Below are 26,672 nucleotides of genomic sequence, written 5' to 3'. Positions count from 1 at the left end.
TGGTGAGCCGCTTTTTATTATGACTGGCGAATCAGATAATCAAATGCGCTCAGAGAGGCTTTGGCACCTTCGCCGGTGGCGATAATAATCTGTTTGTAGGGGACGGTGGTGCAGTCACCCGCCGCAAATACGCCTTTCACTGTGGTTTCGCACTTCGCATCAATGATGATTTCACCCATGCGGTTACGCTCAACGCTGCCTTCCAGCCAGTTGGTGTTCGGCAACAGCCCGATTTGTACGAAAATACCTGCCAGTTCAATATCATGTACTTTTTGTGTCACACGATCCTTATACTTTAATCCGGTCACTTTGCTGCCGTCGCCTTTCACTTCCAGCGTTTGGGCATTCAAAATGATATCGACGTTTTTCAGGCTGCGGAGTTTCTTCTGCAAGACCTGGTCGGCCTTCATTTCCGGGGCAAATTCCAGCAGCGTAACGTGTTCAACAAGACCCGCCAGATCAATCGCCGCTTCCACGCCGGAGTTGCCGCCGCCGATCACCGCGACGCGTTTGCCTTTAAACAGCGGGCCGTCGCAGTGCGGGCAGTACGTCACGCCTTTGGTGCGGTACTGTTCTTCGCCCGGCACATTCATGTTGCGCCATTTTGCACCCGTCGCAATGATGATGCTGCGTGCACTCAGTGTGGCACCTGAGGCCGTTTGAATCTGGTGTAATCCGCCTTCGGTTTGCGCCGGGATCAGTTTGCTGGCGCTTTGCGTGTCGATAACGTCTACGTCGTAATCATCAACATGCGCTTTGAGTGCGCCTGCCAGTTTCTGGCCTTCAGTTTTTGGCACTGAAATGTAGTTTTCGATATCAACGGTATCTAAAACCTGGCCGCCAAAACGCTCGCCCATCAGACCGGTGCGAATGCCTTTACGTGCGGAGTACACCGCCGCCGCTGCACCTGCCGGGCCGCTGCCGACGATTAACACGTCGTAAGCTTCGCGTTTGTTCAGCGCTTCGGCAGCACGTTTTTCAGCACCGGTATCAATTTTGCTGACGATTTCAGCCAGCGTCATGCGCCCCTGGCCGAACTCTTTACCGTTCAGGAATACTGCAGGTACGCCCATGATATTGCGATCCGTAATCTCATTCTGGTAAATGCCGCCATCAATCGCCGTGTGGCTGATACGCGGGTTCAACACGCTCATCAGGTTCAGCGCCTGCACCACGTCCGGGCAGTTGTGGCAGGAGAGCGAGTAATAGGTTTCAAAATGGAAATCGCCGTCGATTTCACGAATTTGCTCCAGCAAATCCTGCGACTCTTTCGACGGGTGTCCCCCGGTTTGCAGCAAAGCTAAAACCAGAGAAGTAAATTCGTGGCCGAGTGGGGAACCGGCAAAACGCGGGCCTTTATCGGAGCCTGGGTTGGTAATTAAAAACGACGGTTTGCGCACCGGCAAATCGTTATTAATGGTGAAGGAAACCTTGTCCGATAACTCCGCGATCTCAGCCAGCAGTTCCTTTATCTCCGCTGATTTTGCACTGTCATCCAGCGTGGCAATCAACTCAACAGGTTTGGTTAATCTCTCAAGGTAGGCCTTGAGTTGGTTTTTCATATTGTTGTCGAGCATGGGTAAATCTCCCTGATGGCGAGAAAAATCGGCTGCAAGCGCAGCCGATAAATTAGAAATAATGCGGGTAACTTAAATCTTGCCGACCAAGTCCAGAGACGGAGACAGAGTCGCTTCGCCTTCTTTCCATTTAGCCGGGCAAACTTCACCTGGGTGAGAAGCCACATACTGAGCGGCTTTCACTTTGCGCAGCAGGTCAGATGCGTCACGACCAATGCCTTCGGCAGTCACTTCGATAGCCTGAATGATGCCCTGTGGGTCAACAATAAAGGTGCCGCGGTCAGCCAGGCCCCGGTCTTCACGCATGATTTCGAAGTTACGAGTCAGTGCGCCAGTTGGGTCGCCGATCATCGCGTATTTGATTTTCGCGATAGTGTCAGAGCTGCTGTGCCATGCTTTGTGAGTGAAATGGGTGTCGGTGGAAACAGAGTAGATATCCACGCCCAGTTTCTGGAATTCATCGTAGTGGTCAGCAACATCACCCAATTCAGTTGGGCATACAAAAGTAAAGTCAGCTGGATAGAAGAAGAAAACGCTCCAGCGACCTTCTACATCCTGCTCGGTAACTTCAACGAATTCACCGTTTTTAAAAGCGCTGTTTTTGAATGGTTTGATTTTTGTATTAATTAAAGACATCTGTACTTCCTCCGTTTTGCGATGGGAGAAAGGTACCGAATATAAGCATTTGGTTCTAATGGGTAGGCTGTATCGAATCAAAAGGTATAACCTAACAACCTGAGCGACAGGTAAAAAAAAACCACCCGTTGCCGGGTGGTCTATATTTGTTGCGCGTTACAATTCCACTTTAAAAAATCATAACAGCGACGGGATTAAATCATTGATGCCGCGCATCGGTCAATCCGCCCAATCGTTGTATTAACGATGACTGTGATAGCTGCCAGCTATTGAACATTGACTCATCTGCCAACAGAACACGTACAATTCCGAAATGCAGCACACTTTCATGTCATGGAAATTGCAGGAATGTGACAACAACGTTAGATTTAGCCTTCAGAAATGACTGGGTACAGCTTAGCGCCAGTGAGCGCGTTTATTTCGAGGGTCAGGCGTTGTCGGAAATGCTTTCAATTGTGTTGTTTGTTGCAGCCATCGCCGTGTATGCCGCTAAAGCTGGACGTAATATCTGGTGGTTTAGCGTCATCCTTCTTATTTTGGGTCTGTATATTGTCCTGAACGTCACTTTTGTTGCCAGTAACTACTTTACCGGTGAAGGGATCAACGACGCGGTACTGTACACGCTGACCAGCAGCATGACCGGAGCCGGAATAGGTAAATACATCCTGCCGGGCGTGGGTGTGTTTGTTGCGCTGGTGGCGGTTTTTGGCGCGTTGACCTGGGTTTTACGCCGCCGAAAAGGTTATCCGCATCATTTTGGCTACAGCTTGTTGGCGTTGGTTTTGGCGCTGGCCTCGGTGGATGCGTCACCGGCTTTTCGTCAGGTGACTGAGCTGGTGAAATCACAAACGCGCTCGGGTGATTCCGACTTCGCTGTGTATTATCAGGTTCCGCAGGGAGTGATTAAAAATCCAAAACTCAACCTGGTTTATATTTATGGCGAAAGTCTTGAGCGCACCTATTTCGAACCCGAATTATTCCCTGATTTAGCACCGGAATTAACCGGACTTAAAAATGAAGGAATAGATTTCAGCCATACCGTGCAATTACCGGGCACCGATTACACGATTGCCGGAATGGTCGCTTCGCAATGCGGCATTCCATTATTTGCACCGTTCGAAGGGAATTCATCCGCTTCGTTATCGAGTTTCTTCCCGAAGAATATTTGCCTGGGCGATATCCTGAAAGCGTCCGGCTATGAAAACTATTTTATGCAGGGCGCAGATTTACGCTTTGCCGGCAAAGACGTCTTTTTACAATCTCACGGCTTTGACCACATGTACGGTGCGCAAGAGCTGAAAACCATGGTTGCTGACCCGCAGTACCGCAACAACTGGGGTTTTTATGACGATACGGTGCTGGACGAAGTCTTTGAGAAGTATGTGGAATTGTCGAAAGCGAATAAACGTTTCTCGCTGTTTACGCTCACGGTTGATACTCATCACCCGGATGGTTTTATCTCAAAAACCTGCAAACGCCGCAGCTATAATTTTGACGGCAAAGAAAACCAGTCATTTAGCGCAGTGGCCTGTAGCCAGGAACATATTGCCGCTCTTATCGAAAAAATAAAAGCCTCACCATATTTTAAAAATACCGTGATTGTGGTGAGTTCTGACCATCTGGCAATGAACAATACTGCATATAAATACCTCAATCAGCACGAGCGTAATAACCTGTTCTTTATTCTCCGTGGTGATAAACCGCAGTCTGATTTGGTGCCCGTTAAACGCAGCACTCTGGATAACGGAGCGACGGTGCTGGATGTTCTGGGTGGTGATAATTACCTTGGATTAGGGCGCAGCAGTTTATCCGGGCAGTCGATTGCATCTGTATTCCTTAACGTCAAAGAAAAAGTGATGGAGTGGAAACCGGACGTTATCGATCTGTGGAATTTCCCGAAAACCATTACTCAATACGAAATTGACCAGAAGAAAAATACCTTCAGCTACTCTGGCGCACATTTCAAAATGCCACTGCTGTTGCGTATTCTGGATAAAAAAATCGAGCCGTTACCTGAAAGCGAATATTCCGCGCCGCTGCGTTATCAACTGGCTGACTTTAAAGAAAACGATAAATTCATTTGGGTCGATCGCTGTTTTAAAATGGCGCGTCTGTGGGATTCAAAATTGGCACTTTCCACCGGGCTGTGCGTGGCTCAGGGGCAAATGGGTGGTCAACCTACGGTGCGCTTAATCGAACAGCAGCAGGAACAGCATGCGGTTGAATTCGCCAGGCAGGATATCGACAAAACGCGCTTTAAAAAGAATGTCGCGTTGCTCAAAGTGGATGAAAATGCCATTCGCTACCAGGCCGATAGTTTTATTTTCAACGTGCCGGGTGCGCCAGATAACGTCAAAGAGTTTAGCGGGATTTCACGCCCGGAAGACTGGGGTCGCTGGTCAAACGCTAATCTGGCACCGGAAGTGAAAATTGAATATGCCGAACCGCTGCCGGAGAAATTTGACCTGGTCATTACGGCTAAAGCGTTTGGCCCGAATATTGGCCAGCCGGTGCCGGTGAAAGTAGGAAACCAGCAGCAGACACTCACGCTTGGCGAAGAATTAAGTACCACTACCTTGCATTTTGATAACCCGGAGGGCAGCAATCTGCTGGAAATTATTCCGCCGCAGCCGAAGTTATCCAATGAAGGCAATATTCTCGGCCATGAACCGCGCAAATTGGGGATTGGGATGGAAGATATTAAGGTCGTTCCGGCAAGTTAGTTGTCGGATGACGCTAACGCTTATCCGACCTACGAAAATATGAAAAACGTAGGGTGGATAAGGCGTTAGCCGTCATCCACCATTTACATCAAAGAGTTACAGCACGCCTTGCCCTAACATCGCGTCGGCCACTTTTACAAAGCCCGCAATATTCGCGCCGCGAACATAATGCGTTTGTTTCTCTTCGCCGCCGTAGTTCACGCAGGCTTCGTGAATATCGAGCATGATGTGGTGCAGGCGAATATCCACTTTCTCCGCTTTCCAGCCCAGCCGCGCCGCATTCTGCGCCATTTCCAGGCCAGATGTCGCCACACCACCGGCGTTGGCTGCTTTGCCCGGTGCAAACAATACGCCCGCATCAAGGAACAGATTCGTCGCCTCAATAGTGGTGGGCATATTTGCGCCTTCAGCGACCGCTTTCACGCCGTTGGCGATAAGCGTACGTGCCGCTTCGGTATCCAGCTCATTTTGCGTGGCACATGGCAGCGCGATATCAACCGGAACGCTCCACGGTTGCTGGCCTTCGAGATATTTCAGACCAAATTCGCGGGCGTAATCGGCCACACGTCCGTCGCGGCTGGACTTAATCTCAGTCAAACGCGCCAGTTTTTCGGTGGTAAAGCCCGCTTCATCGACGACGGTTCCGTTGGAATCAGACGCCGTTACGACCCGAGCGCCCAATGACAGCGCTTTTTCGATGGCGTATTGCGCAACGTTGCCGGAGCCAGAAACCGCCACGCGCATGCCTTCAAAGCCCAGGCCGTGGCGTTGCAGCATCGCATCGGTGAAATAAATCAGCCCGTAACCGGTGGCTTCCGGGCGAATCAGGCTGCCGCCAAACGACAAACCTTTTCCGGTAAACACGCACGCGGTATTGTTGGAGAGCTTTTTCATCATCCCCGCCATAAAGCCCACTTCGCGCCCGCCAACGCCGATATCGCCTGCCGGTACGTCAGTGTCTGGTCCCAGATGGCGATACAACTCCATCATCAGTGCCTGGCAAAAACGCATCACTTCGCCTTCGCTTTTACCTTTCGGGTTAAAGTCGCTGCCGCCTTTCCCGCCGCCCATTGGCAGCGTGGTCAGCGCATTTTTGAAGGTTTGTTCAAAGCCTAAGAATTTCAGAATCGAGAGGTTAACGGAGGGGTGGAAACGCATTCCGCCTTTAAATGGGCCAATGGCTGAGCTGAACTGCACGCGCCAGGCGCGGTTTACCTGCACTTGATTCTTATCATCAACCCAGGTCACGCGGAACTGAATCACGCGTTCAGGTTCCACAAGGCGCTCTAAAAGTGCCGAACGGCGGTATTGCGGGTTTTGCTCCAGGAACGGCCAGAGCGTGGTCATGACTTCGCGTACTGCCTGGGCAAATTCAGGTTGGTTTGGATCGCGTTGTTGAACAGAGGTCAGGAATGATTCGAGGGAAAGCGTGTTTTCCATAGTCCAAAAAGTCCTTGTAATAGTAGATGTTATATATGTGTTGTGTTCTCCGAATATAACATTCACTTATTACTGAACCGCAAGCGATTTCTTTTTATTGCCGCCCAAGCTGTATTAGCGTTATTAATTTACCTGCGTCATTATTCCATATCGCTATGAATGTATTGCCTTTTTTGTATGGGCCAAGTGAATGATTGAGGGTCAGGATTAATCGCGTGTCATCTATTTTACTTATTGATGCATAAGAAAAATCAAAGTAACGACCCACATGGCGGAACATGGCTTTGAATAAACTTTCTTTTGCGCAAAAGGCCATGGTTAACGCGTAATGGAAAGGGTAAGGGGATTGGCGCAGCAGTTCTTTTTCTGCGCAATCGATAATTCCACCATCAATTTCTTCGGCGATGTGCGGGGCAATAATTTCTTCATAGTCGATACCGATTCCCTCGCGCATATCCGCAGAATCAGCCACCACCGTCGCGAATGCCACATTGCCGCTGTGCGTAATGCTGCCGGTGAATCCAGGTGGCCAGCAGGGTTCACGGTGCAATCCAATTCCCGGCACATAGTCATTTACGCCATGAAAACGTAGCGCTTCAGATGCCGCGATCCTTCCTGCGAGATGCTCGGCTTTGCGCTTAACAACGGCGTTGGATAAGCGAGGGTGATGCGGCAGACATAACAGATCGTCGGGCTGAAAGGTTGTGGCGTCAAAATCCACGCGGACGATTCGTTGCCCAGTATGGGGGAAGCTGAAATTTGTGAGCTGGGTTTTCATGAGATGTTTCCCCCTCACCCTAACCCTCTCCCTGAGGGAGAGGGGACTCTCAGGAGAGGTAATTAGAAGTGCGTGTTCAAACTGACGTAGTAAGTACGGCCTGACTCGTTATAAGTTGCGGCACCCGCGCCGTACATATAACCATTGTCACCACCCGTCGTCTGGGCATTGCCCGCACGCCAGTGGCGCTCGTCGAACAGGTTGTCGATACCCGCCGTCAGGCTGACATTCTTCGTTGCATCCCAGGTTCCGCTCATGCCAACGATGCTGTATGGGCTAACTTCGTTGGTTTCTGGACCTGTTGCTGGCTGACCTTTGTAGTTGTATTTCTTCGGCTGCTGTTTGCCGTACCACGTAAAGGTGGATTGCACAGAAACGTCCTGGCGAATCTGCCAGCTCAGCGTTGAGTTGAGCGTGTATTCCGGGATAACAGAAAGGCGCTCGCCGGTTTCTTTGTTCTTACTTTCCAGCATATAGGTGACGTTGTTCGTCCAGCTTACCGTGGTGGAAACCGGTACGTTTAACGTTCCTTCAAGCCCTTCTACCAGTGCTTTAGGGATGTTTTCCCACTGGTAAATATCGGTCTTGGTTTTGCCGGAAGAGGTCTGGCCGATAGGGGCATAGCCCGCTTCGATTTTGTCTTTGTAATCGTTACGGAACCAGGTCACACCTGCGAGCCAGCCGTCTTTTTTGAACTCAAGGCCAATCTCTTTGTTAACGCTGGTTTCAGCCTTAAGGTCTTCGTTACCCATCATGTAGCAGCCCACGCCAGTGCTGCTTGCGTAGCAACCCTGACCCTTGCTGTACAGAATGTAGTTCGGGTTAGTTTGATACAGGCTTGGCGCTTTATACGCCTGGGCGATACCCATTTTCAGCGTGAAATAATCACCTAAACCTTGCGACAGGTTGAGTGACGGACTCCAGTTGCTGCCCACAATGCTGTGGTGATCAAAACGCACGCCCGGCGTCAGCATGGTGCTGTCCGTCAGCTCCATATTGTCTTCGGCAAACAGGGAGAAGATTTCAGCCTGGGAATACGGGCTACGACCGGTGCTGGATGAACCTGGAACCGGTCCGCCCATAAAGGTCTGGTTGTTTGAAGACAAATCTTTCATCTTCTGCTGGTTCCATTCGGTGCCCAACGTCAGGTTCTGATTCACGATAAAATCAATCGGGATATTCACATCGCTGTGCAGCAGCACGTCGCTCAGATCGATATCGCTGAATTGATCGCTGGAGAAAATCCCTTCGGTGCCACCGGCCAGGCCTTCTTGCATACGCGAGTTGCGCGTGTGCTCGTACTGCACCCAGTTGCTGGTGGTCAGGCCGTTATCCCAACCGCCATTCCAGGTCAGAGAGTAGCTCTGGCGGTACAGACGGTTTGTCTCTTCGCCATAGTTATCTTTAACGATTTTGTTGGTGTTGGTGTTTTGGGTATCGCCGGAATACAGGTTGCCCTGGCGGCTGTAGCCCGCTTCCAGTTCCAAAGATTGCATTGGCGCAAAGTCCCAACGCACCACGCCGTTGATGTCTTTGTTAATCACGCCTTCGCGCCCGGCGGGCAGCGTATCGGCGTAAATACCAGTACGTTCAGACTGATGGCCCTGGTTGATGTCCCATGCATCGGCCTGGGTTTTATCGAGGTTGCCGTACAGACGGAAGCTGAAATCCCCGCCCAGCGGGCCATTCAGGCTAAAGTTGGTGCGCTTGGTAGAACCTTCGTCTTTGTGCTCTGGCGCATTCAGATAGGTGTTCCAGGAACCGTGCCATTCGTTGGTGCCTTTTTTGGTGATGATATTCACCACGCCGCCAGCCGCGCCGTTGCCGTAACGTGCGGCGGCTGGGCCACGAATAACTTCAATACGCTCAACCATTTCTGGCGGAACCCAGCTTGCATCGCCGCGAGTATCACGCTCGCCACGCCAGCCCAGACGCACAGAGTTACGGCTGGTCACGGGTTTACCATCGATAAGAATCAGCGTGTTTTCCGGGCCCATACCGCGAATATCAATCTGGCGACCGTTGCCGCGCTGGCCGCTGGTGGAGTTACCGGTCAGGTTAACGCCCGGCATGGTACGAACGATTTCGGAAATATCACGCGCCGGTGGGCGCTTTTTGAGTTCTTCTGCTGTGATGGTCGAAACGCCTGGCGCCTGCAAATTTTGCTCGGCAGCGGTAACAACCAAAGTGTCTTCATGAGTGAGCGAGTCGTCGTTGCTGGGTGCCGCGGCTTGCGCCGTTGCCGGTGCTGCTTGATCTGCCGCAAAGGCAGGTTGGGCGACCCCGTATATCCCCAGATTAATCAGCATCGCGAGGGAATAGTTAATTTTATTATTCATTATGGCGGCCTGCTTTTCCGCTTCGCCCGGTGTCATTCCATTCCCATAGGGATCGGGCGCAGCATGGTTTTCACTTAGTCATACCGGGATCTGTCCAGCATTCGCCCTGAAATGAGGGAATCGTGCCTTCAAGTTCGGCAATTTATTGTTTTTGCACCCGGAAGCTGGTAGCTCAAAGCGCGGAAATACGCTATTGCAAATGAAAATAATTATCAATAGTATTATCAATATATTTCAAGATTGTTGACCGTTATCAATAATTTCATAAGGTTATGCTCGAGTGACAAATTTGCTGACAGGAAGTGAGTGCTGGTGGCAGGAAAAACAGGCGCAAGGGATCCCCGCCGTTACCTGTAAAAGTGACAATCAGTGTGAGGTGCGTTTTTTGTGGCGTGATCCGCAAGGCTGCGAGAAAACCTCACCGATAAAGCGAGTCTGGATTTACATCACCGGCGTGACCGACCATCACCAAAAATCTCGCCCGCAAACTCTGGAACGCGTGCCTGGGACGGATGTCTGGCAGTGGCAAACTCGCCTCGGCAGCACATGGCGCGGCAGTTATTGTTTTATCCCGTCGGTCTGCGAAGAGGATTTCCCCGCGCAAGCGTTCGAGGGTATCGAACCGGCGCGTATGGCGCTACGTGAAGGCTGGCGCAAACTGCTGCCGCGAGCCATTGCCGATCCGCTGAACCCGGAAAGTTGGCTGGGCGGGCGCGGGCATCCGATGTCCGCACTCCATCTTCCTGACGCACCACAGCAGCCTGGCTGGGATAACCCCAACACGCCGCATTGCGCAGTGCAATGCATCACCTGGGATAGCCCGGGTCTGAAAAATCAGCGCAAAGTGTGGATTTTTGCGACCGGTGACGCAAAACCCGAAGAGCGCCCGCTGGCGATTTTGCTCGACGGCCAATTCTGGGCCGAAAGCATGCCGGTGTGGCCTGCGCTTCAGGCACAAACTGACGCCGGAGCGCTACCGCCTGCGGTTTACGTGCTGATTGACGTGATTGATAACGACACCCGTAGCAACGAACTGCCGTGTAATGCGCAGTTCTGGCAGGCGTTGCAGGAAGAGTTATTACCGCACCTGTGCACCCTCACTCGCTGGAATGAAAAACCCGAAACCACCGTGGTGGCCGGGCAAAGTTTTGGCGGACTTTCTTCGCTTTATGCCGCACTTCACTGGCCGGAACAATTTGGCTGCGTGTTGAGCCAGTCCGGTTCTTACTGGTGGCCTAATCGCGGAAGCAATCCGCAGGGCGGGCAATTAATCCAGCGACTTGAAGATGGGCTGGTGTGCGACAAACCGCTGCGAATCTATCTTGAGGCAGGGGTCAGAGAACCTCTTATCCATCAGGTTAATCAACGAATTTATCCCTTACTACAACAAACACAGCGAGCAGTTTTCTACCGTCAGGTTGACGGTGGGCACGATGCGCTTTGCTGGCGGGGCGGGCTGATTAACGGCTTAGCCTGGCTCTGGAAAGCGTCTCTTTGACAGGAGTGGAATGAAGTATGGAATTCAGTAATCCCTTCGACTCGCCGCAGAGTCGTTTTTTCATCCTTGAAAATGCCGCGAGCCAGTTCAGCTTATGGCCTGAACACTGTGCCTTGCCCGATGGCTGGCAGGTAGTTTGTGAACCGGCATCGAACGAAGAGTGCAATCAGTGGCTGCTCGCTAACTGGACCCAATTACAACCGGCAAACTTTGCGAAAGCAGAGGTGAAAGGTGAGTGAATTAATCATGGCGCCGATACTCGCACCCACCGAAACTCTGCCGCTGGTGGCGGCGCAACCCGGCATCTGGATGGCCGATCAGCTTTCGCCCCAGGCCAACGCGTGGAGCGTTGCGCACTATATTGAATTAAACTGCGGGGGCGAACTTAACGGCGAGCTTAATGAAGCACTGCTGTGCAAGGCGATAGTAGCGGGCCTGAAAGAGGCGGATACGCTGAGTCTGCGTTTTAGTGAAGTGGACGGCGAGGCGCGCCAGTGGGTCGATCCTGATGCAACATTTACAGCCCCGCTTTGCCGTGATTTACGCGGCGTCGCTGAACCTGAAACGGCTGCCCTGGCACTGATGCGTGAGGATCTTGAGCAGGATTTGCGTATCAGCAGCGGTAAACCGCTTTATCATCATCAACTCCTGCGCATCGACGAAACGCGCTGGTTCTGGTATCAACGTTTTCACCATTTGGTGGTTGATGGCTTCAGTTTCACCGCAATTACCCGCCGTATTGCCAATATTTACAGTGCGTATTGTCAAAATCAAAATCCTGAACCCAGCCCATTTACCCCGTTTAGTGATGTCGTTGCGGAATACGAGCATTACCGCAAATCCGACGCCAGGCTGCGCGACGCGGCGTTTTGGGCTGATAAAACTCGCCAGTTACCGCCGCCTGCCACGCTTTCAGCAAAACCACTCACAGATTTGGGTTCCACCACCCAATTGATTCGCCAGTCGCTGAATTTTGAGAGCGCAGATTTCCACCTGCTGATGGATAACGCCCGCCAGAAAAACCTGACGGCTGCCGATATGGCATTAGGGCTGGTGGCGCTGTGGCTCGGGCGTTTAAGCGGACGGGCTGATTACTCCGCGGGCTTTATCTTTATGCGCCGCATGGGTTCCGCTGCTTTGTGTGCCACCGGGCCAGTGCTAAATGTGTTGCCGTTTGGTGTACGCATCGAACCCGATTTTACCCTGCCGGAATTCGCCGCAAACCTTGCGAAAGAACTCAAAAGCCTGCGCCGTTACCAGCGCTACGATGCTGAACAAATCCTGCGTGATTCAGGGAAAGTCACCAGCGGTGAGCCGTTGTATGGCCCGGTGCTGAACCTGAAAATGTTCGATTACCGCCTTGATTTCAACGGCATCGAAGGCATTACGCATCAATTGGCTTCCGGCCCGGTGCGCGATTTAGAAATTGCGCTGTATATCAGCGAACAGGGCGAGTTCTCCCTCGAACTGCTGGCAAATGCGCAGCGCTACGATGCTGCCACGTTGCAACAGCACATCGCCCGCTTGCCGCTTCTTTTGCGCCAGTTTGCGGCCAGTCCCGCATTACGTTGTGTGGATGCGCAACTGCTGCACCCTTGCGAAATCGAACGGCTGGAAAGCGTTAACGCCACGCAAACGGCGGTTCCGGTCACGACGTTAAGCCAGTTAATTGCTGACCAGGCCGCAAGAACTCCCCATGCGCCCGCGCTGGCTGACGAAAACACTCAGTTCGACTATCGCCAAATGCGCGAACAGGTGCGGGCGCTGGCCGCAGAACTCATTTCACGCGGCGTGAAACCGGGGGATGTAGTGGCTGTCGCGCTACCGCGCTCGGTGTTTTTATCGCTCGCGTTGCAGGCGATTGTTGAAGTCGGGGCGGCCTGGCTGCCGCTTGATACCGGTTATCCCGACGATCGTTTGCAGATGATGCTTGAAGATGCCGCTCCGCGTTTACTGCTGACTTCTGACTCTCAATTACCGCGATTTAGTGCCGTAAATGGCCTGAAAACCTTCTGCTATCAAAGCATTATGGATACGGCTAATGTGCCGGAAATCCCTCATCTCTCACGCCCGGAACACACCGCGTATGTGATTTTCACCTCCGGTTCGACCGGGCGGCCAAAAGGGGTCATGGTCGGGCAGCAGGCTATCGTTAACCGTCTTCTGTGGATGCAAAATCACTATCCGCTGAATGGCGAGGACGTGGTTTTACAGAAAACGCCGTGCAGTTTTGACGTGTCCGTATGGGAGTTTTTCTGGCCGTATATCGTTGGGGCGCAACTGGTGATGGCTCCGCCAGAAGCGCATCGTGACCCGGAAGCGTTGCAGCAGCTTTTTGCCCGCTACGGCGTGACCACCACGCACTTTGTTCCGTCAATGTTAGCGGCGTTTGTCGCGGCATTAACCAATGATGACGCGAGAGCAAAATGCGCCACTCTGCGCCGGGTGTTCTGTAGCGGGGAAGCGCTACCGACTGAACTTTGTCGCCAGTGGGAACAACTCACTCACGCACCATTGCATAATCTCTACGGCCCAACCGAAGCCGCCGTTGATGTCAGCTGGTATCCGGCGTTTGGCGAAGAGCTGGCGCGGGTTTCAGGCAGCAGTGTGCCGATTGGCTGGCCGGTATGGAATACCGGTTTACGCATTCTGGACTCGGCGATGCGCCCCGTTCCGCCGGGGATCGCAGGCGATCTGTATCTCACCGGAATTCAGTTGGCGCAGGGTTATTTATCGCGCCCGGATCTCACCGCCAGCCGCTTTGTGGCCGATCCTTTTGATGCAGGTGAACGCATGTACCGCACCGGCGATGTCGCGCGTTGGCTGGATGACGGTGCCGTGGAATATCTCGGGCGCAGTGACGATCAGCTCAAAATTCGCGGCCAGCGGATCGAACTGGGGGATATCGACCGGGCGATGCTGACGCTACCGGGCGTCGCTCAGGCCGTGACGCACGCCTGCGTGTTGAATAAAGATGCCGTCAGCGGCGGTGATGCCCGTCAACTGGTGGGGTATCTGGTGTCAGCCTCCAGCGAGGTTTTGGCTCTCGATACCCTGCGCGAACGCCTGGCTGCCGTGCTGCCTGCACACATGGTTCCGGTCGCGTTAATTCAGCTGGATGATTTCCCCCTCAGCGCGAATGGCAAGCTGGACAGAAAAGCGCTGCCTTTGCCGGAACTGGCGCAGCGCGGGGGCGGGCGTGCTCCCGAATCGAGCCTGGAAATCGCCATCGCCGACGCATTTTCACAGCTTTTAGGCTGCGAAATTCACTCGGTTAATGATGACTTCTTTGCGCTCGGCGGGCATTCGCTGCTGGCGATGCGCCTGGCGGCACAGTTACGCGAAAAACTCGCAAGGCCAGTCACGGTCGGGCAGGTGATGGTGGCGTCAACCGTCGGCCAACTTGCGGAAATTCTGGGGCAGCAACTGAGCGAAGAAGAAGCCAGCCGCGCGGGTTTTGATACGGTGCTGCCGCTGCGTAAAGGCAGTGGGCCGACGCTCTATTGCTTCCATCCGGCGTCGGGCTTTGCCTGGCAATTCAGCGTATTGCAGCGTTATCTCGACCCGCGCTGGTCGATTACGGGTATTCAATCTCCGCGCCCGAATGGCCCGATGCAGCAAGCCGAAAACCTGGCGCAGGTTTGCGAAACGCACTTGCAAACCCTGCGCGAGCTTCAGCCCCACGGCCCGTATTATCTGATGGGCTATTCGCTCGGCGGCACGCTGGCGCAAGGCATTGCGGCACGTCTCGAAGCGGCAGGGGAAGAAGTTGCGTTCCTCGGCCTGCTGGATACCTGGCCACCAGAAACGCAAAACTGGACGGAGAAGGCGGCAAACGAACTCGATCCGGCGGTGCTGGATGAAATCAACCGCGAACGTGAGGCTTTTGTCGCCGCACAACGTGGTCAAACGTCAGATGCTTTATTCCAGGCTATCGAAGGGAATTACGCCGATGCGGTGCGCCTGCTGACGACCGCAAACAGTGTGCCGTTTGGCGGGAAAGCGACGTTGTTTGTGGCCCAGAGAACGTTACCCGAAGGAATGGACCCGCAAAAAACCTGGGCGCCGTGGATTGGCGAGCTTGAAGTCTTCCGCCTCGACTGCGCCCACGTCGATATTATTTCCCCAAAATCTTTTGAGGAAATAGGGCCGGTATTGCAGCGAGTGTTGGCGTAAGCGCCGGATGACGCTGCGCTTATCCTGATTTTGTTGGGGGAATAAGCGACAGCCTCATCCACCGTTCATTTCATGCTGCACGAGTTTTACGTTTGAGCATTTCGCTGAGCGTCACGATGCGGCTGATTTCTTCCTGAGTACGGGGATCATTCTGGATCTCCCAGATATCCACATTCGTTTGCAGATTGAGCCAAAACTCCACTGAGGTTTCAAATACCTTTGCGAGTCTGAAAGCCATGTCAGTGGTGAGTTTACTGTTGTTATTTAAAAGTTTACTGACCGTGTTGCGATGGACCTGAAGCATATCAGCCAGATCGTTAATTCGCAGGCCTGTTGGTTCGAGATATTCATAAAGAAGCACGTCGCCGACAGAGGTTGGTTTACGTTGTGCCTGGACCATACTTAATCCTTATTGTGTGGTTATCGACCGATTCAACTGTGCCATCTGTAACTGTGATCATCGAGGTAAATATCGTGCGCTTTACTCTCTTGCCAGATGAAGATCAGTCTGTACTTGTTGTTGACTCGTATGGAAGAGTAGCCATTGAGCGGTGGCCTGAGATCTTCATAACGGTTGGCAGGAGGCGATCGTAAATCCTGCCTGGTCGCGGCGGCATTAATCAAATCTAGTTTTCGCGCCAGAACGCTGACGAGATCAGGAGGAATCTTTCTGTGTTGCCTGGTGAAAAGAAAGAAATCCTCAAGCCACGAGTCCCTGAAACTAACTATGGTGCGCATCTTTTCCATGATGCTAATTCCATCTGAGAAATCAGTGGGGCATTGAAACACGGATTGCATGCTTGCACAGTGCTAGTGTGCATCTTTGCGAGATGCTACGCAAACATTTTAACTAGATTGATTTTCACCCACGCCCGAGCGGCACGACCAGCGGTGTATGCGCTACCGGATCTTCGATAATCATGCAGCGCAGGCCGTAAATCGCTTCGATAAGCTCGGGCGTGACAATCTCTGTCGGTGCGCCCTCAGCGATAATTTTGCCATCTCGCAGCGCGATTAAGTGAGTCGCGTATCGGCAGGCCTGGTTCAAATCATGCAGCACTGCGGCAAGGGTAAAACCTTGCTTTTGGTTCAGGTCGCGCAGCAGTTCCAGCAAATCAATTTGATGGCTGATATCAAGCCAGGTGGTGGGTTCATCCAGCAGCAAAATGGACGTTTCCTGCGCCAGCACCATCGCAATCCAGGCACGCTGGCGCTGTCCGCCGGAAAGCGTATCAACGGGTTGGTCAGCCAAATCCTCAATATTCGTCGCTTTTAACGCCCGTTCCACCGCCAGTTTGTCTTCTTCTCGCCAGCGGGAAAACATCGGCTGATGTGGATATCGCCCACGCGCCACCAGTTCCGCGACGCTGATATCGCCCGGTGCGCTGGAGTTTTGCGCCAGCAAACCCACGCGACGCGCCACTTCTTTGGTCGCAAAACGGTGGATTTCATTGCCATCGAGCCACACCTGGCCGTGCATCGGTTTCATCAGGCGGCTAAGGGTGCGCAGCAGCGTGGATTTCCCGCAGCCGTTGGGGCCGATAATGGCGGTGAATTTCCCGTCAGGAATGGCAACGGTCAGGCCGTCGGCGACCACATGATTGCCATATCCCAATGTGAGCTGTTCGCCATGCAGGCGCGGTGGAGCGGAAATCTGGCTCATTTTTTACGGGACTCCTGAATCAACAACGCAATTAAATAGATACCGCCGAGGCTTACCGTGACCACGCCGACCGGCAACTGATACGGCATGAAAAGATGTTGAGCGCACAAATCGGCCGCCAGTAATAACGCCGAACCACAGAGCGCTGATTGCAGTAAACCCCAACGCGAAGTGCCACTCAGGCGACGCGCAATGTGTGGGGCGACCAGGGCGACAAACGAAATCGGCCCGGCAAGTGCGGTGGCGGCGGCGGTCAGAATCACACCGGTTAACATCAGCATCAGACGCGAGCGCTCAACCGAAACGCCAAGCGCGCAGGCGCTGTCATCGCCCATTTCCAACAGGCGCATCCGCCGGACCAACAATCCACCAACGACCAACGCCAACAGCATTAATGGTGCGGCCGGGAAGATTTTCCCCCAGGTTAAACCATTGAGCGAACCGGCATTCCACAGCCCGGCGGAGATGGCCGTTTCAAGCGAGGCGTGCAGCAGTAACCAGGTATTAAACGCGACCAGCATCGCCCGCACGCCAATACCAATAATGATCAGGCGGAAAGTTTCGATGCCGTTACGCCACGCGAGCAGCCAGACCACCAGAGCGGTAACAACGCCGCCGACCATCGCCGAGGTGGCAATGGCGGTTTGATGTTGGCCGAATAGCACCATGGCCACCAGCACGCCACTCCAGGCACCGGTGTTAAAGCCCATCACATCCGGGCTGCCGAGCGGGTTGCGCATCAGCGACTGGAAAATAGCACCGCTCACGCCTAATGCCGCGCCAATGAGTAGCGCCATCACCACGCGGGGCAAGCGCCATTCGACAACGACCAGTGAGACATTACGCGGTGCGGAACCGGCCAGAGCGTCAATCACCTGGCCTACTGAAAGCGGTAAAACGCCGCTTCCCAGGCTCCACATGCCTAACGCGCAACTGAACAGCAATAGCGCCAGGCTGACGAACAGTAAGCGAGGAGAGAGACGGGTCATGCATTCGCTCCTTTGCGCTGGCGGCGCACCAAATAAATCAGCATCGGCGCGCCAATAAACGCGCTAACCACCGACACGCGCAGTTCGCCCGGCACCAGCAGGCGGCCAACAATATCGGCGAACAGCAACAGCGCAGGCGTGGCAATCAGGGTGACGGGGAGCGACCAGCGGTGATCGGCGCCCACCAGCCAGCGCGAAAGATGCGGCATCATCAGGCCGATAAACGCAATCGGGCCAACGGCTGCCGTCGCGCTGCCGCACAATAACGTGATGGCGATTAAACCGAGCAATTGAGTGCGTACAACTTTGCTGCCCAGCGCGGTGGCGGTGTCGGTTCCCATGCTCAGGCTGTTGAGTGAACGGCTTATAAACAGGGCAATGGCGCAGCCTGCCAGCACCGGCAACACGATGATTTTCAGCGTTTCGAGGGTGCGAATATCCAGTGTTCCGGCTTGCCAGAAACGTAACTGGTCATAAACCACCGGGTTAAGCAGCGCGATGCCATTGCTCAGGCCTTCCAGCACGGCGGCAAGCGCAACGCCCGCCAGCGTTAAGCGCACCGGGCTGAGTTGCCCGCCTCCCTGGCTTCCGGTAAATGCCACCACCAGGGCTGCGCACAGCGCACCAGCAAAGGCCATGCCGAGCAGGGCAATCGGTGAGGAAAAACTCCAGACCGCCGCGCCTAATACAATGGCAAAACTGGCCCCGGCATTGACGCCAAGCAGGCCGGGGTCGGCGAGGGGATTACGTGTCAGAGTTTGCATCAGCGCCCCGGCAAGGCCGAGTGCGCCACCGGCGAGAATGCCTGCCAGCGTGCGCGGAAGGCGAGCGTCGAGCACGATAGTGCAATCAGCACTTCGGCATTGACCGCTGAACGCATCGATAACGACCTCAACAGGCAGAGATTTTGCCCCAATAAGCAGACTCATTACCGCCATTAAGAGCAACAGCAAAAACAGAATCAGCAGCGTCACAACGCGTGTTGATGGCCGTGGAAATAACATAAATCCCTTTCATGAAAATTAATGATAGTTATTATCATTATCACTCTTATTTGTTTATGTTAGCATGAGCCGCCTCGCACCCGGAAAGAAAAATTCGCTTTAAGGCCCTGTAATGAACCGCAATTCTTTGCTGCTAAATCTCAGTTTGCTCAAGACTCATCCCGCTTTTCGCGCCGTCTTCCTTGCTCGCTTTATTTCCATTGTCTCGCTGGGGTTACTCGGCGTTGCCGTTCCGGTACAAATCCAGACGCTGACCGGCTCCTCGCTGCAAGTCGGCCTCGCGGTGACGCTAACCGGTAGTGCGATGTTTATCGGCCTGATGATGGGCGGGGTGCTGGCTGACCGTCATGAACGCCGCCGTCTGATTTTGCTCGCCCGCTCCACGTGTGGCGTCGGTTTTATTGGCCTGACGATTAACGCCGCGTTGCCGGAACCTTCGCTGGCGGCGATTTACTTGCTTGGCGTGTGGGATGGATTCTTTGGCGCACTGGGCGTGACGGCACTTCTGGCGGCGACTCCCGCGCTGGTTGGGCGTGAAAATTTAATGCAGGCGAGCGCTATAACCATGCTCACCGTGCGCCTGGGTTCAGTGATTTCACCCATGATTGGCGGGCTGCTGCTGGCATCGGGCGGTGTGGTATGGAACTACGCGCTGGCTTCCGTCGGCACGTTTATCACGTTATTGCCGCTGCTGAGTTTGCCGAAACTGGCACCGCCGCCGCAGGCGCGTGAAAACCCGCTGCTCTCGTTGTGGAACGGGCTGCGTTTCCTGGTCGGCCATCCGGTTATTGGCGGCATTGCGTTAGTCGGTGCGCTACTGACGATGGCGAGCGCGGTGCGCGTGTTGTATCCGGCACTCGCCGGGCACTGGAATATGAGCGCGGCGCAAATCGGCCTGATGTACGCCGCCGTTCCGCTCGGGGCTGCTATTGGCGCGTTGACCAGCGGTCGTATCGCGCATCACGTTCGCCCAGGCATGATTATGCTGGGGACGGGAATCGTGTCGTTTATCTCCATTGGCATCTTTAGCCTGATGCCGGTTTGGGGACTTGGGCTGGCGTGCCTGGCGCTGTTTGGCTATCTCAGTGCTATCAGCTCATTACTGCAATACACCTTAATTCAGACGCTGACGCCGGACGGGATGTTAGGGCGCATCAACGGTTTATGGACGGCGCAGAATGTGACGGGCGATGCGATAGGGGCCGCAATTTTGGGCGGAATGACGGTGGCATTAACGCCAGTCGCAGCAGCGAGTTACGGCGGTTTAGCGTTAACGTTGTGCGGCGTGGTATTGGCGATTGTGTTGGTGCAATTGCGCGGTTATTTGCAAGCCGCCCCGGAGCAAACCGAAGCGGCAACCGTCAAATAGCTACTTACTGGCAAACAACTGGCTCATGCGTTCAAGAATCTGCGTGGCGCTGTAATAATCCAGACGGAAAGTTTCGGTGCCCAGCGCGTACACACGCTTATTCTGCACGGCAGGAATATGCGAAAGCAGCGGGTTAGTTTCCAACGCGGTGGCGTCTTTCTCATCGCTGGCGAACAGGAACAGGCTTTCACCGTTCAAACCGGCAGCCAGATTTTCGCCACCCAATTGCACGATATCGTGACGTTTCCCCATGCTCTGGCTGGCATGAACCGCCACCGGCAAAGTGGATAACGTGAAGCCAAGCTGCTGGAGCAATTTCCCTTGCGCAGATTCTTGCGTCCAGAGGTTTGCCGAGCGTGAGGCTGGGGTGTAAACGAGCGCTGTGACGGGCTGCGGTGGCAGTGTCATATGCATTTTGGACTCGCTCAATTGCTTGTCAAAACTGGCAATTCTTGCGGCAGCTTGCTTTTCATGCCCGGTGATTTCGCCCAACTGCGTGAGCAACTGCTGCCAGCTTTTATCGTCGTAATTGATGACCAGCGTTGGCGCAATGGCAGAGAGCTGATCGTAAAGGGCGAGGGCAGAATCACCGCCGGTGGCGCTAATTAAAATCAGATCCGGCATTTGTGCGGCCACCGCTTCGGCGCTCGCTTCGCCAATGTACAAACGCTGAACGTGGCGTGCTTTTGCGACATCGCCCCACTGGCGCAGGAAACCTTGTGAATCCGCCATGCGATTTCCTGGCGTGGTTGCACCGCTTGCGACCACAGGCGCGTCAATCGCCAGCAGCGAGCCGGTTAACGTCACGCTGGTAGAAACAATGCGCACTGGCGCTTGTTCAAACGTGTGCGAGCCGTGGCTGTCGGTAATGGTTCTTGGCCAGTCGGCGGAATGGGCGAGGTGACTCAAACTCAATAATACGAGTGCGGGAATTGTTAAAAAAAATTTAGCCTTTGTTGACAGCATGTCCTTTTCTCTTTAGGTTACGACACCGAAAAGCAAATGATAATCATTATTACTATCTTTTGTCATGTTTTTACGGAGGATGCATGGAAACGTCAATGGCGAAGCCGCCACAAGAAAAGCCGCTTACATCCACGCCAGGGCAAGCGGTGAAGCATTGCGCAGACAGCTTTTTCTTTATGTCGCCTTACCGCAGTTTTTCCACAAGCGGCTGCTTTACCCGTCTGGATACCCCGGCGCTAGACGGCGCACATTCCCATGGTCATCTGCAAACTCAGTTGCGCGAAGCGTTCGACAGCGCCCGAAAGCACGGCATCGAAAAGCCTGTTGTCGTAGGGGCTATCCCATTCGACCCGCGCCAGCCTTCTGCATTATTCATCCCCGAAAGCTGGCAGCCGTTTTCACGCGCACAGCATCAGGATGCGGCTTGTCAAAAACGCGGCGGCCAGTCGCTGAATATTGCCTCGCGCCAGGCGATTCCTGAACAAGAAAAATTTATGGAAATGGTGGCCCATGCCGCCACCGCTACCGCCCAGCCGGATATCGACAAAGTGGTGCTCTCGCGCCTGATTGATATTGAAACCGATGCGGTTGTTGACCTCGACGCGCTGCTTAATCGCCTGATAAGCCAGAACCCGACCAGCTATAACTTCCACGTGCCGTTGCCGGATAGCAGCTCGCTGGTGGGCGCCAGCCCGGAATTGCTGTTACGCAAATCAGGCAAGAATTTCAGCTCCTTGCCGCTCGCCGGTTCGGCGCGTCGTGATAAAGATAATATCCAGCGCGACAGCGAAATTGGCGCGCAGTTACTGCGTTCCACCAAAGACCGCCACGAACATGGTCTGGTGACGCAGGCGATGCATGATGTTTTGCTGCCGCGTAGCCAGTATTTAACGCTTTCCGACACCCCGGAATTAATCACCACGCCGACCTTATGGCACCTCGCCACGCCGATTTACGGCCAAATTAAAGACAGCCAGGACAACGCACTTTCTCTGGCTTGCCTGTTGCACCCGACGCCCGCGTTAAGTGGCTTCCCGCATGAAGCTGCACAAAAACTTATTGCCGAACTTGAGCCGTTTGACCGTGAACTGTTTGGCGGGATTGTCGGCTGGTGCGACGCCGAGGGGAATGGCGAGTGGGTGGTGACGATTCGCTGCGCGCGCGTCGGCGGCAAGCAAGTGCGATTGTTCGCGGGCGCAGGCATCGTTCCGGCGTCATCGCCCGAATCTGAATGGCGTGAAACCGGCGTCAAACTTTCCACCATGCTCAACGTTTTTGGAATTAAATAAATGGCTATCGAATTTACCCGCTGGCCGGATGACCTGGCCGCCCACTACCGCGAAAAAGGCTACTGGGCGGATTTGCCGCTGACCGATATTCTCACCCGCCAGGCCAAAAATGACGCGATTGCGTTAATTGAAGGTGAGCGCCATTACAGCTACCGCGAGCTGGAACTGGCCGCCACTCGCCTGGCGTGTGCGCTAAAACGACGCGGCCTGAGCAATGGCGAAACCGCGCTGGTGCAGTTGGGCAACGTGGCTGAGTTGTACATCACGCTGTTTGCGTTGCTGAAAATTGGCGTGGCTCCGGTGAACGCGTTGTTCAGCCATCAGCGCACTGAAATGGAAGCGTATGCCCGCCAAATCGAACCGGCGGTGGTGATCGCCGATCGCAAACACAATTTGTTCGCCCACGATGATTTCCTTGATGCGCTGTGCCAACAAAATCCCTCGCTGCGTATGGCGGTATTGCTCAATGAAAACGATCGCGAACGTTCGCTGAGCGCATTGATCGGCGAGCCGGAAGAGAACTTTGTCGCCACCCCATCGGCGGCTGACGAAGTGGCTTTCTTCCAGCTTTCCGGCGGCAGCACCGGCACGCCAAAACTGATTCCACGCACGCACAACGATTACTACTACAGCATTCGCCGCAGCGTAGAAATCTGCCGTTTTGATGCCCATACCCGCTTCCTGTGCGCGATTCCCGCGGCGCATAACTACGCGCTGAGTTCGCCGGGTTCGCTGGGCGTCTTTTACGGCGGCGGGCGCGTGGTGCTGGCAAACGACCCGAGCGCGACGCTCTGCTTCCCGCTGATTGAACGCCACCAGATAAACGTCACCGCGCTGGTACCGCCTGCTGTCAGTCTGTGGCTGCAAGCGATTGGCGAGTGGGGCAGCAATAAATCCCTCGAATCATTAGAACTGTTGCAAGTGGGCGGCGCACGTTTAAGCGAAGCGCTGGCCGCTCGTATTCCTGCTGAAATCGGCTGCCGGCTACAGCAAGTTTTCGGCATGGCGGAAGGGCTGGTGAACTACACGCGCCTGGATGACGACAATGAGCACATCTTCAAAACCCAGGGTGTACCGATGTGCCCGGACGACGAAGTTTGGGTGGCAGATGAAAACGGGAATGCATTGCCGCACGGCAAAGTGGGCCGCCTGATGACGCGCGGGCCGTACACCTTCCGTGGCTATTACCGCAGCCCGGAGCACAACGCCAGCGCCTTTGATGCCAACGGTTTCTACTGCTCGGGCGATCTGATTTCGATTGCCGAAGACGGCTACATCACGGTTCAGGGGCGCGAGAAAGATCAGATCAACCGTGGCGGAGAAAAGATCGCCGCTGAAGAGATCGAAAACCTGTTACTGCGCCACGAAGAGATCGTTCATGCCGCGCTGGTTTCGATGGAAGACAGCCTGCTGGGCGAGAAAAGCTGCGCGTTTATCGTCGGCCTGCGCCCGTTCCGCGCCGTAGAGATTCGCCGTTATCTGCGTGAGCTCGGCATTGCGGACTTCAAACTGCCCGATCGCATTGAAATCGTTGAAAACCTGCCGCTGACTGCGGTGGGCAAAGTGGACAAAAAACGTTTGCGCCAGTTGATTGCTGATAAGCAACTGGCTTCCTGATAGACGGAGAATTTATGGCTATTCCAAAACTGAACGCATACACCTTACCGACGGCTGCCGACATCCCGGAAAACAAAGTGAATTGGGCGTTTGAGCCTGAGCGTGCGGCGCTGCTGATTCACGATATGCAGGAATATTTCATTGATTTCTGGGGCGATAATTGCCCGATGATCCAGCAGGTTATCGCTAACATCGCTGCGCTGCGCGATTACTGCAAACGCCACAACATTCCGGTCTATTACACCGCGCAACCTAACGCTCAAAGCGATGAAGATCGTGCGTTGCTGAACGACATGTGGGGACCGGGTTTAAACAAACATCCCGAGCGCCAGAAAGTGGTCGCGGAACTTGCCCCGGACGAGCACGACACGGTGCTGACCAAATGGCGCTACAGCGCGTTTATCCGCTCGCCGCTGGAGCAAGTGTTAAAAGAAACGGGCCGCAATCAGCTGATTATTTGCGGCGTGTACGCCCACATCGGCTGCATGACGACGGCAACCGACGCGTTTATGCGTGATATCAAACCGTTTATGGTGGCCGATGCGCTGGCCGATTTCAGCCGCGAAGAACACATGATGGCGCTGAAATACACCGCAGGCCGTTCCGGGCGCGTGGTCATGACCCGTGATTTATTGCCGGAAGCGGCGCCGCAAAGTAAAGAGCAATTGCGTGAAATCGTGCTGCCATTGCTTGATGAATCTGACATTCCGCAAGATGACGAAAACCTGATTGATTACGGTCTGGATTCGGTGCGAATGATGGCGCTGGCGGCTCGCTGGCGCAAAATTCACGCGGATATCGATTTCGTGATGCTGGCGAAAAACCCGACGATTGACGCCTGGTGGGCGCTGCTGTCGCGGGGTTCCTGAGGGTGAACATCGACTTTAGCGGCAAAACCGTTTGGGTAACTGGCGCGGGCAAAGGCATCGGGTATCACACCGCAAGGGCGTTTAGCGACGCCGGGGCGACCGTCGTCGGGTTCGATTTGGCCTTCCCGCTGGAGGTTTACCCGTTCGCCACGGAAGTGCTGAACGTGGCAGACGCCGAGCAGGTTGCCGCCGTTACGCAGCGTTTATTGAGCGACGAACCGCAGCTTGATGTACTGGTGAATGCGGCAGGAATTTTACGCATGGGGGCGACGGACGCGCTGGCGTTGCAGGACTGGCAGGATACTTTTGCCGTAAACGTCGGCGGGGCGTTTAATCTGTTCCGCGCTGTCATGCCACATTTGCGTGAACAGCAAAGTGGGGCGATTGTCACCGTCGCATCGGACGCGGCCCACACGCCGCGCACCGGAATGTCGGCGTATGGCGCATCGAAAGCGGCGCTGAAAAGCCTGGCGTTAACGGTGGGTCTGGAGCTGGCACCGTTTGGCGTGCGTTGTAATGTGGTGTCGCCCGGCTCGACCGATACCGATATGCAGCGCACGCTGTGGAAAACGCCGGATGCCGAACAGCAGCGCATTCAGGGGTTCCCGGATCAGTTTAAACTGGGCATTCCGCTGGGTAAAATCGCGCGTCCGCAGGAAATTGCCAGCACCATTCTGTTCCTCGCCTCATCGCACGCCAGCCACATCACATTGCAGGATATTGTGATTGACGGCGGCGCTACGTTGGGAGCCTGAATGAGTATCTGGAAACGGCAGTTATCGCTCGATGAGCTAAACCAAACCAGCGCCGGAACGATGGTTGAGCATCTCGGTATTGTTTACACGCGCATGGACGACGAAAGCCTGGAAGCGGAAATGCCGGTCGATAACCGCACCCAGCAGCCGTTTGGTTTGCTGCACGGCGGCGCATCGGTGGTGTTGGCGGAAACCCTCGGGTCGATGGCAGGATTTCTGACGACCACTGACGGGCAGTGCGTGGTGGGAACGGAGATAAACGCCAGCCATCATCGCGCTGTTGCGTCCGGGTCAGTGCGCGGCGTATGCAAACCGCTGCATCTTGGGAAGACTTCCCAGGTGTGGGAAATTGCCATCTTCGACGCGCGCGGCAAGCGGTGTTGCACGAGTCGGTTGACGACGGCGACGATGGGGTGAAGCTTATTGTAAGCCGGAGGTTTTCCGTTCACCCGTGCGTTCAGTTATCTCTTTCATTCCCGAAAACGGTGAACGTGCCAGTGGGATAACGACATCCCCCTGGCGACCCCGTCGCCCGGTGATTAAATTGCCGCTACGCGGTAAACCCCAGCTTATCCCCAACGTTCAGGGTCGTTCGCGATTCGCTCCCGGCGATCGCTCACTTTCACGGCGGACGGCAGCTCAACCCTGACTTATGGGGAACACCGGGGCAATTTATACCGGGGACAAGGTCAAAACCGGTTCGGCTTTTGACCTTAGCTTTTGACGTTGACCTTTGAGTCCGGCATAAATCGCCTCCGTTTTGACTGGAAGGCCGGGTCGAGCCGTCGGGAACGGCGAGAGGTTGTGAGCGCCGGGAGCGCGTCGCAACCGACCCAGGGACTGAAAGGAAAAACGGAGGTTTACCGCGAAGCGGCGATTTAAACGCCGGGAGCCGGGATTGCAAAGGGTGCTGCGGTAGCACCCTTTGTGCGTTCACCGTTTCGGTAATTCCTGGGAACACTGAACGCCAGGTGAACGGAACCA

General features: G+C 54.5%; 21 protein-coding genes. 10 read left to right on the top strand and 11 right to left on the bottom strand.

Features of this window, described 5'->3' with window-relative positions:
- Positions 1-17 precede the first annotated feature (17 nt).
- Together ahpF and ahpC are read right to left on the bottom strand one after the other, a co-directional pair.
- On the bottom strand, positions 18-1,577 hold the full coding sequence (gene ahpF, locus DY231_RS17600; RefSeq protein ID WP_115630373.1) for an alkyl hydroperoxide reductase subunit F: 1,560 nt from the start codon (positions 1,575-1,577) through the stop codon (positions 18-20).
- 72 nt (positions 1,578-1,649) lie between these two features.
- Complete coding sequence (ahpC, locus tag DY231_RS17595; RefSeq protein WP_115630371.1) at positions 1,650-2,213, bottom strand: alkyl hydroperoxide reductase subunit C; 564 nt, start codon at positions 2,211-2,213, stop codon at positions 1,650-1,652.
- Positions 2,214-2,647: 434 nt separating this feature from the next.
- Between ahpC and opgB the strand changes: the two genes are divergently transcribed.
- Positions 2,648-4,936 (top strand): phosphatidylglycerol--membrane-oligosaccharide glycerophosphotransferase, encoded by a 2,289-nt coding sequence (gene opgB, locus DY231_RS17590; RefSeq protein ID WP_172588741.1) that lies wholly within the window; start codon positions 2,648-2,650, stop codon positions 4,934-4,936.
- A 96-nt stretch (positions 4,937-5,032) separates the two neighbouring features.
- On the opposite strand, the gene gdhA is transcribed toward opgB, so the two are convergent.
- From gdhA to DY231_RS17575, 3 genes are all read right to left on the bottom strand, one after another.
- Positions 5,033-6,376 (bottom strand): NADP-specific glutamate dehydrogenase, encoded by a 1,344-nt coding sequence (gene gdhA, locus DY231_RS17585; protein ID WP_115630367.1) that lies wholly within the window; start codon positions 6,374-6,376, stop codon positions 5,033-5,035.
- Positions 6,377-6,470: 94 nt separating this feature from the next.
- Positions 6,471-7,154: an enterobactin synthase subunit EntD gene (gene entD / locus DY231_RS17580; RefSeq protein WP_115630365.1), complete on the bottom strand. Its 684-nt coding sequence runs from the start codon at positions 7,152-7,154 to the stop codon at positions 6,471-6,473.
- A 62-nt stretch (positions 7,155-7,216) separates the two neighbouring features.
- Positions 7,217-9,493: a TonB-dependent siderophore receptor gene (locus DY231_RS17575; RefSeq protein WP_115631881.1), complete on the bottom strand. Its 2,277-nt coding sequence runs from the start codon at positions 9,491-9,493 to the stop codon at positions 7,217-7,219.
- A gap of 280 nt (positions 9,494-9,773) precedes the next feature.
- On the opposite strand from DY231_RS17575, the gene fes reads away from it, so the two are divergent.
- The 3 genes from fes to DY231_RS17560 are packed head-to-tail and all read left to right on the top strand — an operon-like array spanning position 9,774 to position 15,167.
- The gene (gene fes, locus DY231_RS17570; protein ID WP_115630363.1) at positions 9,774-10,991 is read left to right on the top strand and encodes an enterochelin esterase; all 1,218 of its coding nucleotides are present in this window, start codon (positions 9,774-9,776) and stop codon (positions 10,989-10,991) included.
- A gap of 17 nt (positions 10,992-11,008) precedes the next feature.
- Positions 11,009-11,230: an MbtH family protein gene (locus DY231_RS17565; protein ID WP_115630361.1), complete on the top strand. Its 222-nt coding sequence runs from the start codon at positions 11,009-11,011 to the stop codon at positions 11,228-11,230.
- Positions 11,231-11,237: 7 nt separating this feature from the next.
- On the top strand, positions 11,238-15,167 hold the full coding sequence (locus tag DY231_RS17560; RefSeq protein ID WP_115631880.1) for an enterobactin synthase subunit F: 3,930 nt from the start codon (positions 11,238-11,240) through the stop codon (positions 15,165-15,167).
- A gap of 70 nt (positions 15,168-15,237) precedes the next feature.
- Here the strand turns inward: DY231_RS17560 and DY231_RS17555 are convergent, their stop codons facing one another.
- The 5 genes from DY231_RS17555 to fepD form a co-directional block, all read right to left on the bottom strand.
- A complete protein-coding gene (locus DY231_RS17555; RefSeq protein ID WP_034493810.1) occupies positions 15,238-15,567 on the bottom strand; it encodes a HigA family addiction module antitoxin in 330 nt (109 codons plus the stop codon).
- A gap of 32 nt (positions 15,568-15,599) precedes the next feature.
- A complete protein-coding gene (locus DY231_RS17550) occupies positions 15,600-15,914 on the bottom strand; it encodes a type II toxin-antitoxin system RelE/ParE family toxin (protein ID WP_034493811.1) in 315 nt (104 codons plus the stop codon).
- A gap of 115 nt (positions 15,915-16,029) precedes the next feature.
- Complete coding sequence (gene fepC / locus DY231_RS17545) at positions 16,030-16,830, bottom strand: iron-enterobactin ABC transporter ATP-binding protein (protein WP_115630359.1); 801 nt, start codon at positions 16,828-16,830, stop codon at positions 16,030-16,032.
- Positions 16,827-17,819, bottom strand: a complete 993-nt coding sequence (gene fepG, locus DY231_RS17540; RefSeq protein ID WP_115630357.1) for an iron-enterobactin ABC transporter permease — start codon at positions 17,817-17,819, stop codon at positions 16,827-16,829. The genes fepC and fepG overlap by 4 nt, the downstream gene beginning before the upstream one ends.
- Positions 17,816-18,823 carry a Fe(3+)-siderophore ABC transporter permease gene (fepD, locus tag DY231_RS17535; RefSeq protein ID WP_115630355.1) on the bottom strand — a complete coding sequence of 336 codons (1,008 nt, stop codon included), beginning with the start codon at positions 18,821-18,823 and terminating at the stop codon, positions 17,816-17,818. Before fepD ends, fepG begins: the two co-directional genes overlap by 4 nt.
- Positions 18,824-18,935: 112 nt before the next feature.
- Between fepD and entS the strand changes: the two genes are divergently transcribed.
- The gene (gene entS, locus DY231_RS17530) at positions 18,936-20,192 is read left to right on the top strand and encodes an enterobactin transporter EntS (RefSeq protein ID WP_115630353.1); all 1,257 of its coding nucleotides are present in this window, start codon (positions 18,936-18,938) and stop codon (positions 20,190-20,192) included.
- Here entS and fepB read toward each other — a convergent pair whose 3' ends face one another.
- Entirely contained in the window at positions 20,193-21,158 is a 966-nt protein-coding gene (gene fepB / locus DY231_RS17525; RefSeq protein ID WP_115630351.1) for a Fe2+-enterobactin ABC transporter substrate-binding protein, read from the bottom strand. It abuts the gene before it with no gap.
- An 83-nt stretch (positions 21,159-21,241) separates the two neighbouring features.
- Between fepB and entC the strand changes: the two genes are divergently transcribed.
- The 5 genes from entC to entH are packed head-to-tail and all read left to right on the top strand — an operon-like array spanning position 21,242 to position 26,105.
- Positions 21,242-22,447, top strand: a complete 1,206-nt coding sequence (gene entC / locus DY231_RS17520; RefSeq protein ID WP_115630349.1) for an isochorismate synthase EntC — start codon at positions 21,242-21,244, stop codon at positions 22,445-22,447.
- On the top strand, positions 22,448-24,064 hold the full coding sequence (locus tag DY231_RS17515) for a (2,3-dihydroxybenzoyl)adenylate synthase (protein ID WP_115630347.1): 1,617 nt from the start codon (positions 22,448-22,450) through the stop codon (positions 24,062-24,064).
- 14 nt (positions 24,065-24,078) lie between these two features.
- Positions 24,079-24,933 (top strand): isochorismatase, encoded by an 855-nt coding sequence (locus DY231_RS17510; protein ID WP_115630345.1) that lies wholly within the window; start codon positions 24,079-24,081, stop codon positions 24,931-24,933.
- 2 nt (positions 24,934-24,935) lie between these two features.
- Positions 24,936-25,688, top strand: coding sequence for a 2,3-dihydro-2,3-dihydroxybenzoate dehydrogenase (gene dhbA / locus DY231_RS17505; RefSeq protein ID WP_115630343.1), 753 nt, complete (start codon positions 24,936-24,938; stop codon positions 25,686-25,688).
- Positions 25,689-26,105: a proofreading thioesterase EntH gene (entH, locus tag DY231_RS17500; RefSeq protein WP_115630341.1), complete on the top strand. Its 417-nt coding sequence runs from the start codon at positions 25,689-25,691 to the stop codon at positions 26,103-26,105.
- The last annotated feature ends 567 nt before the right edge of the window (positions 26,106-26,672 follow it).

Origin of the sequence: Buttiauxella agrestis (genome assembly GCF_900446255.1) — a bacterium.
Taxonomy (GTDB): Bacteria; Pseudomonadota; Gammaproteobacteria; order Enterobacterales; family Enterobacteriaceae; genus Buttiauxella; species Buttiauxella agrestis.
Note: the sequence above shows the minus strand (reverse complement) of the source record. Positions and strands in the feature narration are given on the sequence as shown.

Bases quoted from the DNA above. Each gene is read 5' to 3' on its own strand.
- ahpF (WP_115630373.1), bottom strand. From the start codon at position 1,577: ATGCTCGACAACAATATGAAAAACCAACTCAAGGCCTACCTTGAGAGA.
- ahpC (WP_115630371.1), bottom strand. From the start codon at position 2,213: ATGTCTTTAATTAATACAAAAATCAAACCATTCAAAAACAGCGCTTTT.
- gdhA (WP_115630367.1), bottom strand. From the start codon at position 6,376: ATGGAAAACACGCTTTCCCTCGAATCATTCCTGACCTCTGTTCAACAA.
- entD (WP_115630365.1), bottom strand. From the start codon at position 7,154: ATGAAAACCCAGCTCACAAATTTCAGCTTCCCCCATACTGGGCAACGA.
- DY231_RS17575 (WP_115631881.1), bottom strand. From the start codon at position 9,493: ATGAATAATAAAATTAACTATTCCCTCGCGATGCTGATTAATCTGGGG.
- DY231_RS17565 (WP_115630361.1), top strand. From the start codon at position 11,009: ATGGAATTCAGTAATCCCTTCGACTCGCCGCAGAGTCGTTTTTTCATC.
- DY231_RS17560 (WP_115631880.1), top strand. From the start codon at position 11,238: ATGGCGCCGATACTCGCACCCACCGAAACTCTGCCGCTGGTGGCGGCG.
- DY231_RS17555 (WP_034493810.1), bottom strand. From the start codon at position 15,567: ATGGTCCAGGCACAACGTAAACCAACCTCTGTCGGCGACGTGCTTCTT.
- DY231_RS17550 (WP_034493811.1), bottom strand. From the start codon at position 15,914: ATGGAAAAGATGCGCACCATAGTTAGTTTCAGGGACTCGTGGCTTGAG.
- fepC (WP_115630359.1), bottom strand. From the start codon at position 16,830: ATGAGCCAGATTTCCGCTCCACCGCGCCTGCATGGCGAACAGCTCACA.
- fepG (WP_115630357.1), bottom strand. From the start codon at position 17,819: ATGACCCGTCTCTCTCCTCGCTTACTGTTCGTCAGCCTGGCGCTATTG.
- fepD (WP_115630355.1), bottom strand. From the start codon at position 18,823: ATGTTATTTCCACGGCCATCAACACGCGTTGTGACGCTGCTGATTCTG.
- entS (WP_115630353.1), top strand. From the start codon at position 18,936: ATGAACCGCAATTCTTTGCTGCTAAATCTCAGTTTGCTCAAGACTCAT.
- fepB (WP_115630351.1), bottom strand. From the start codon at position 21,158: ATGCTGTCAACAAAGGCTAAATTTTTTTTAACAATTCCCGCACTCGTA.
- entC (WP_115630349.1), top strand. From the start codon at position 21,242: ATGGAAACGTCAATGGCGAAGCCGCCACAAGAAAAGCCGCTTACATCC.
- DY231_RS17515 (WP_115630347.1), top strand. From the start codon at position 22,448: ATGGCTATCGAATTTACCCGCTGGCCGGATGACCTGGCCGCCCACTAC.
- DY231_RS17510 (WP_115630345.1), top strand. From the start codon at position 24,079: ATGGCTATTCCAAAACTGAACGCATACACCTTACCGACGGCTGCCGAC.
- entH (WP_115630341.1), top strand. From the start codon at position 25,689: ATGAGTATCTGGAAACGGCAGTTATCGCTCGATGAGCTAAACCAAACC.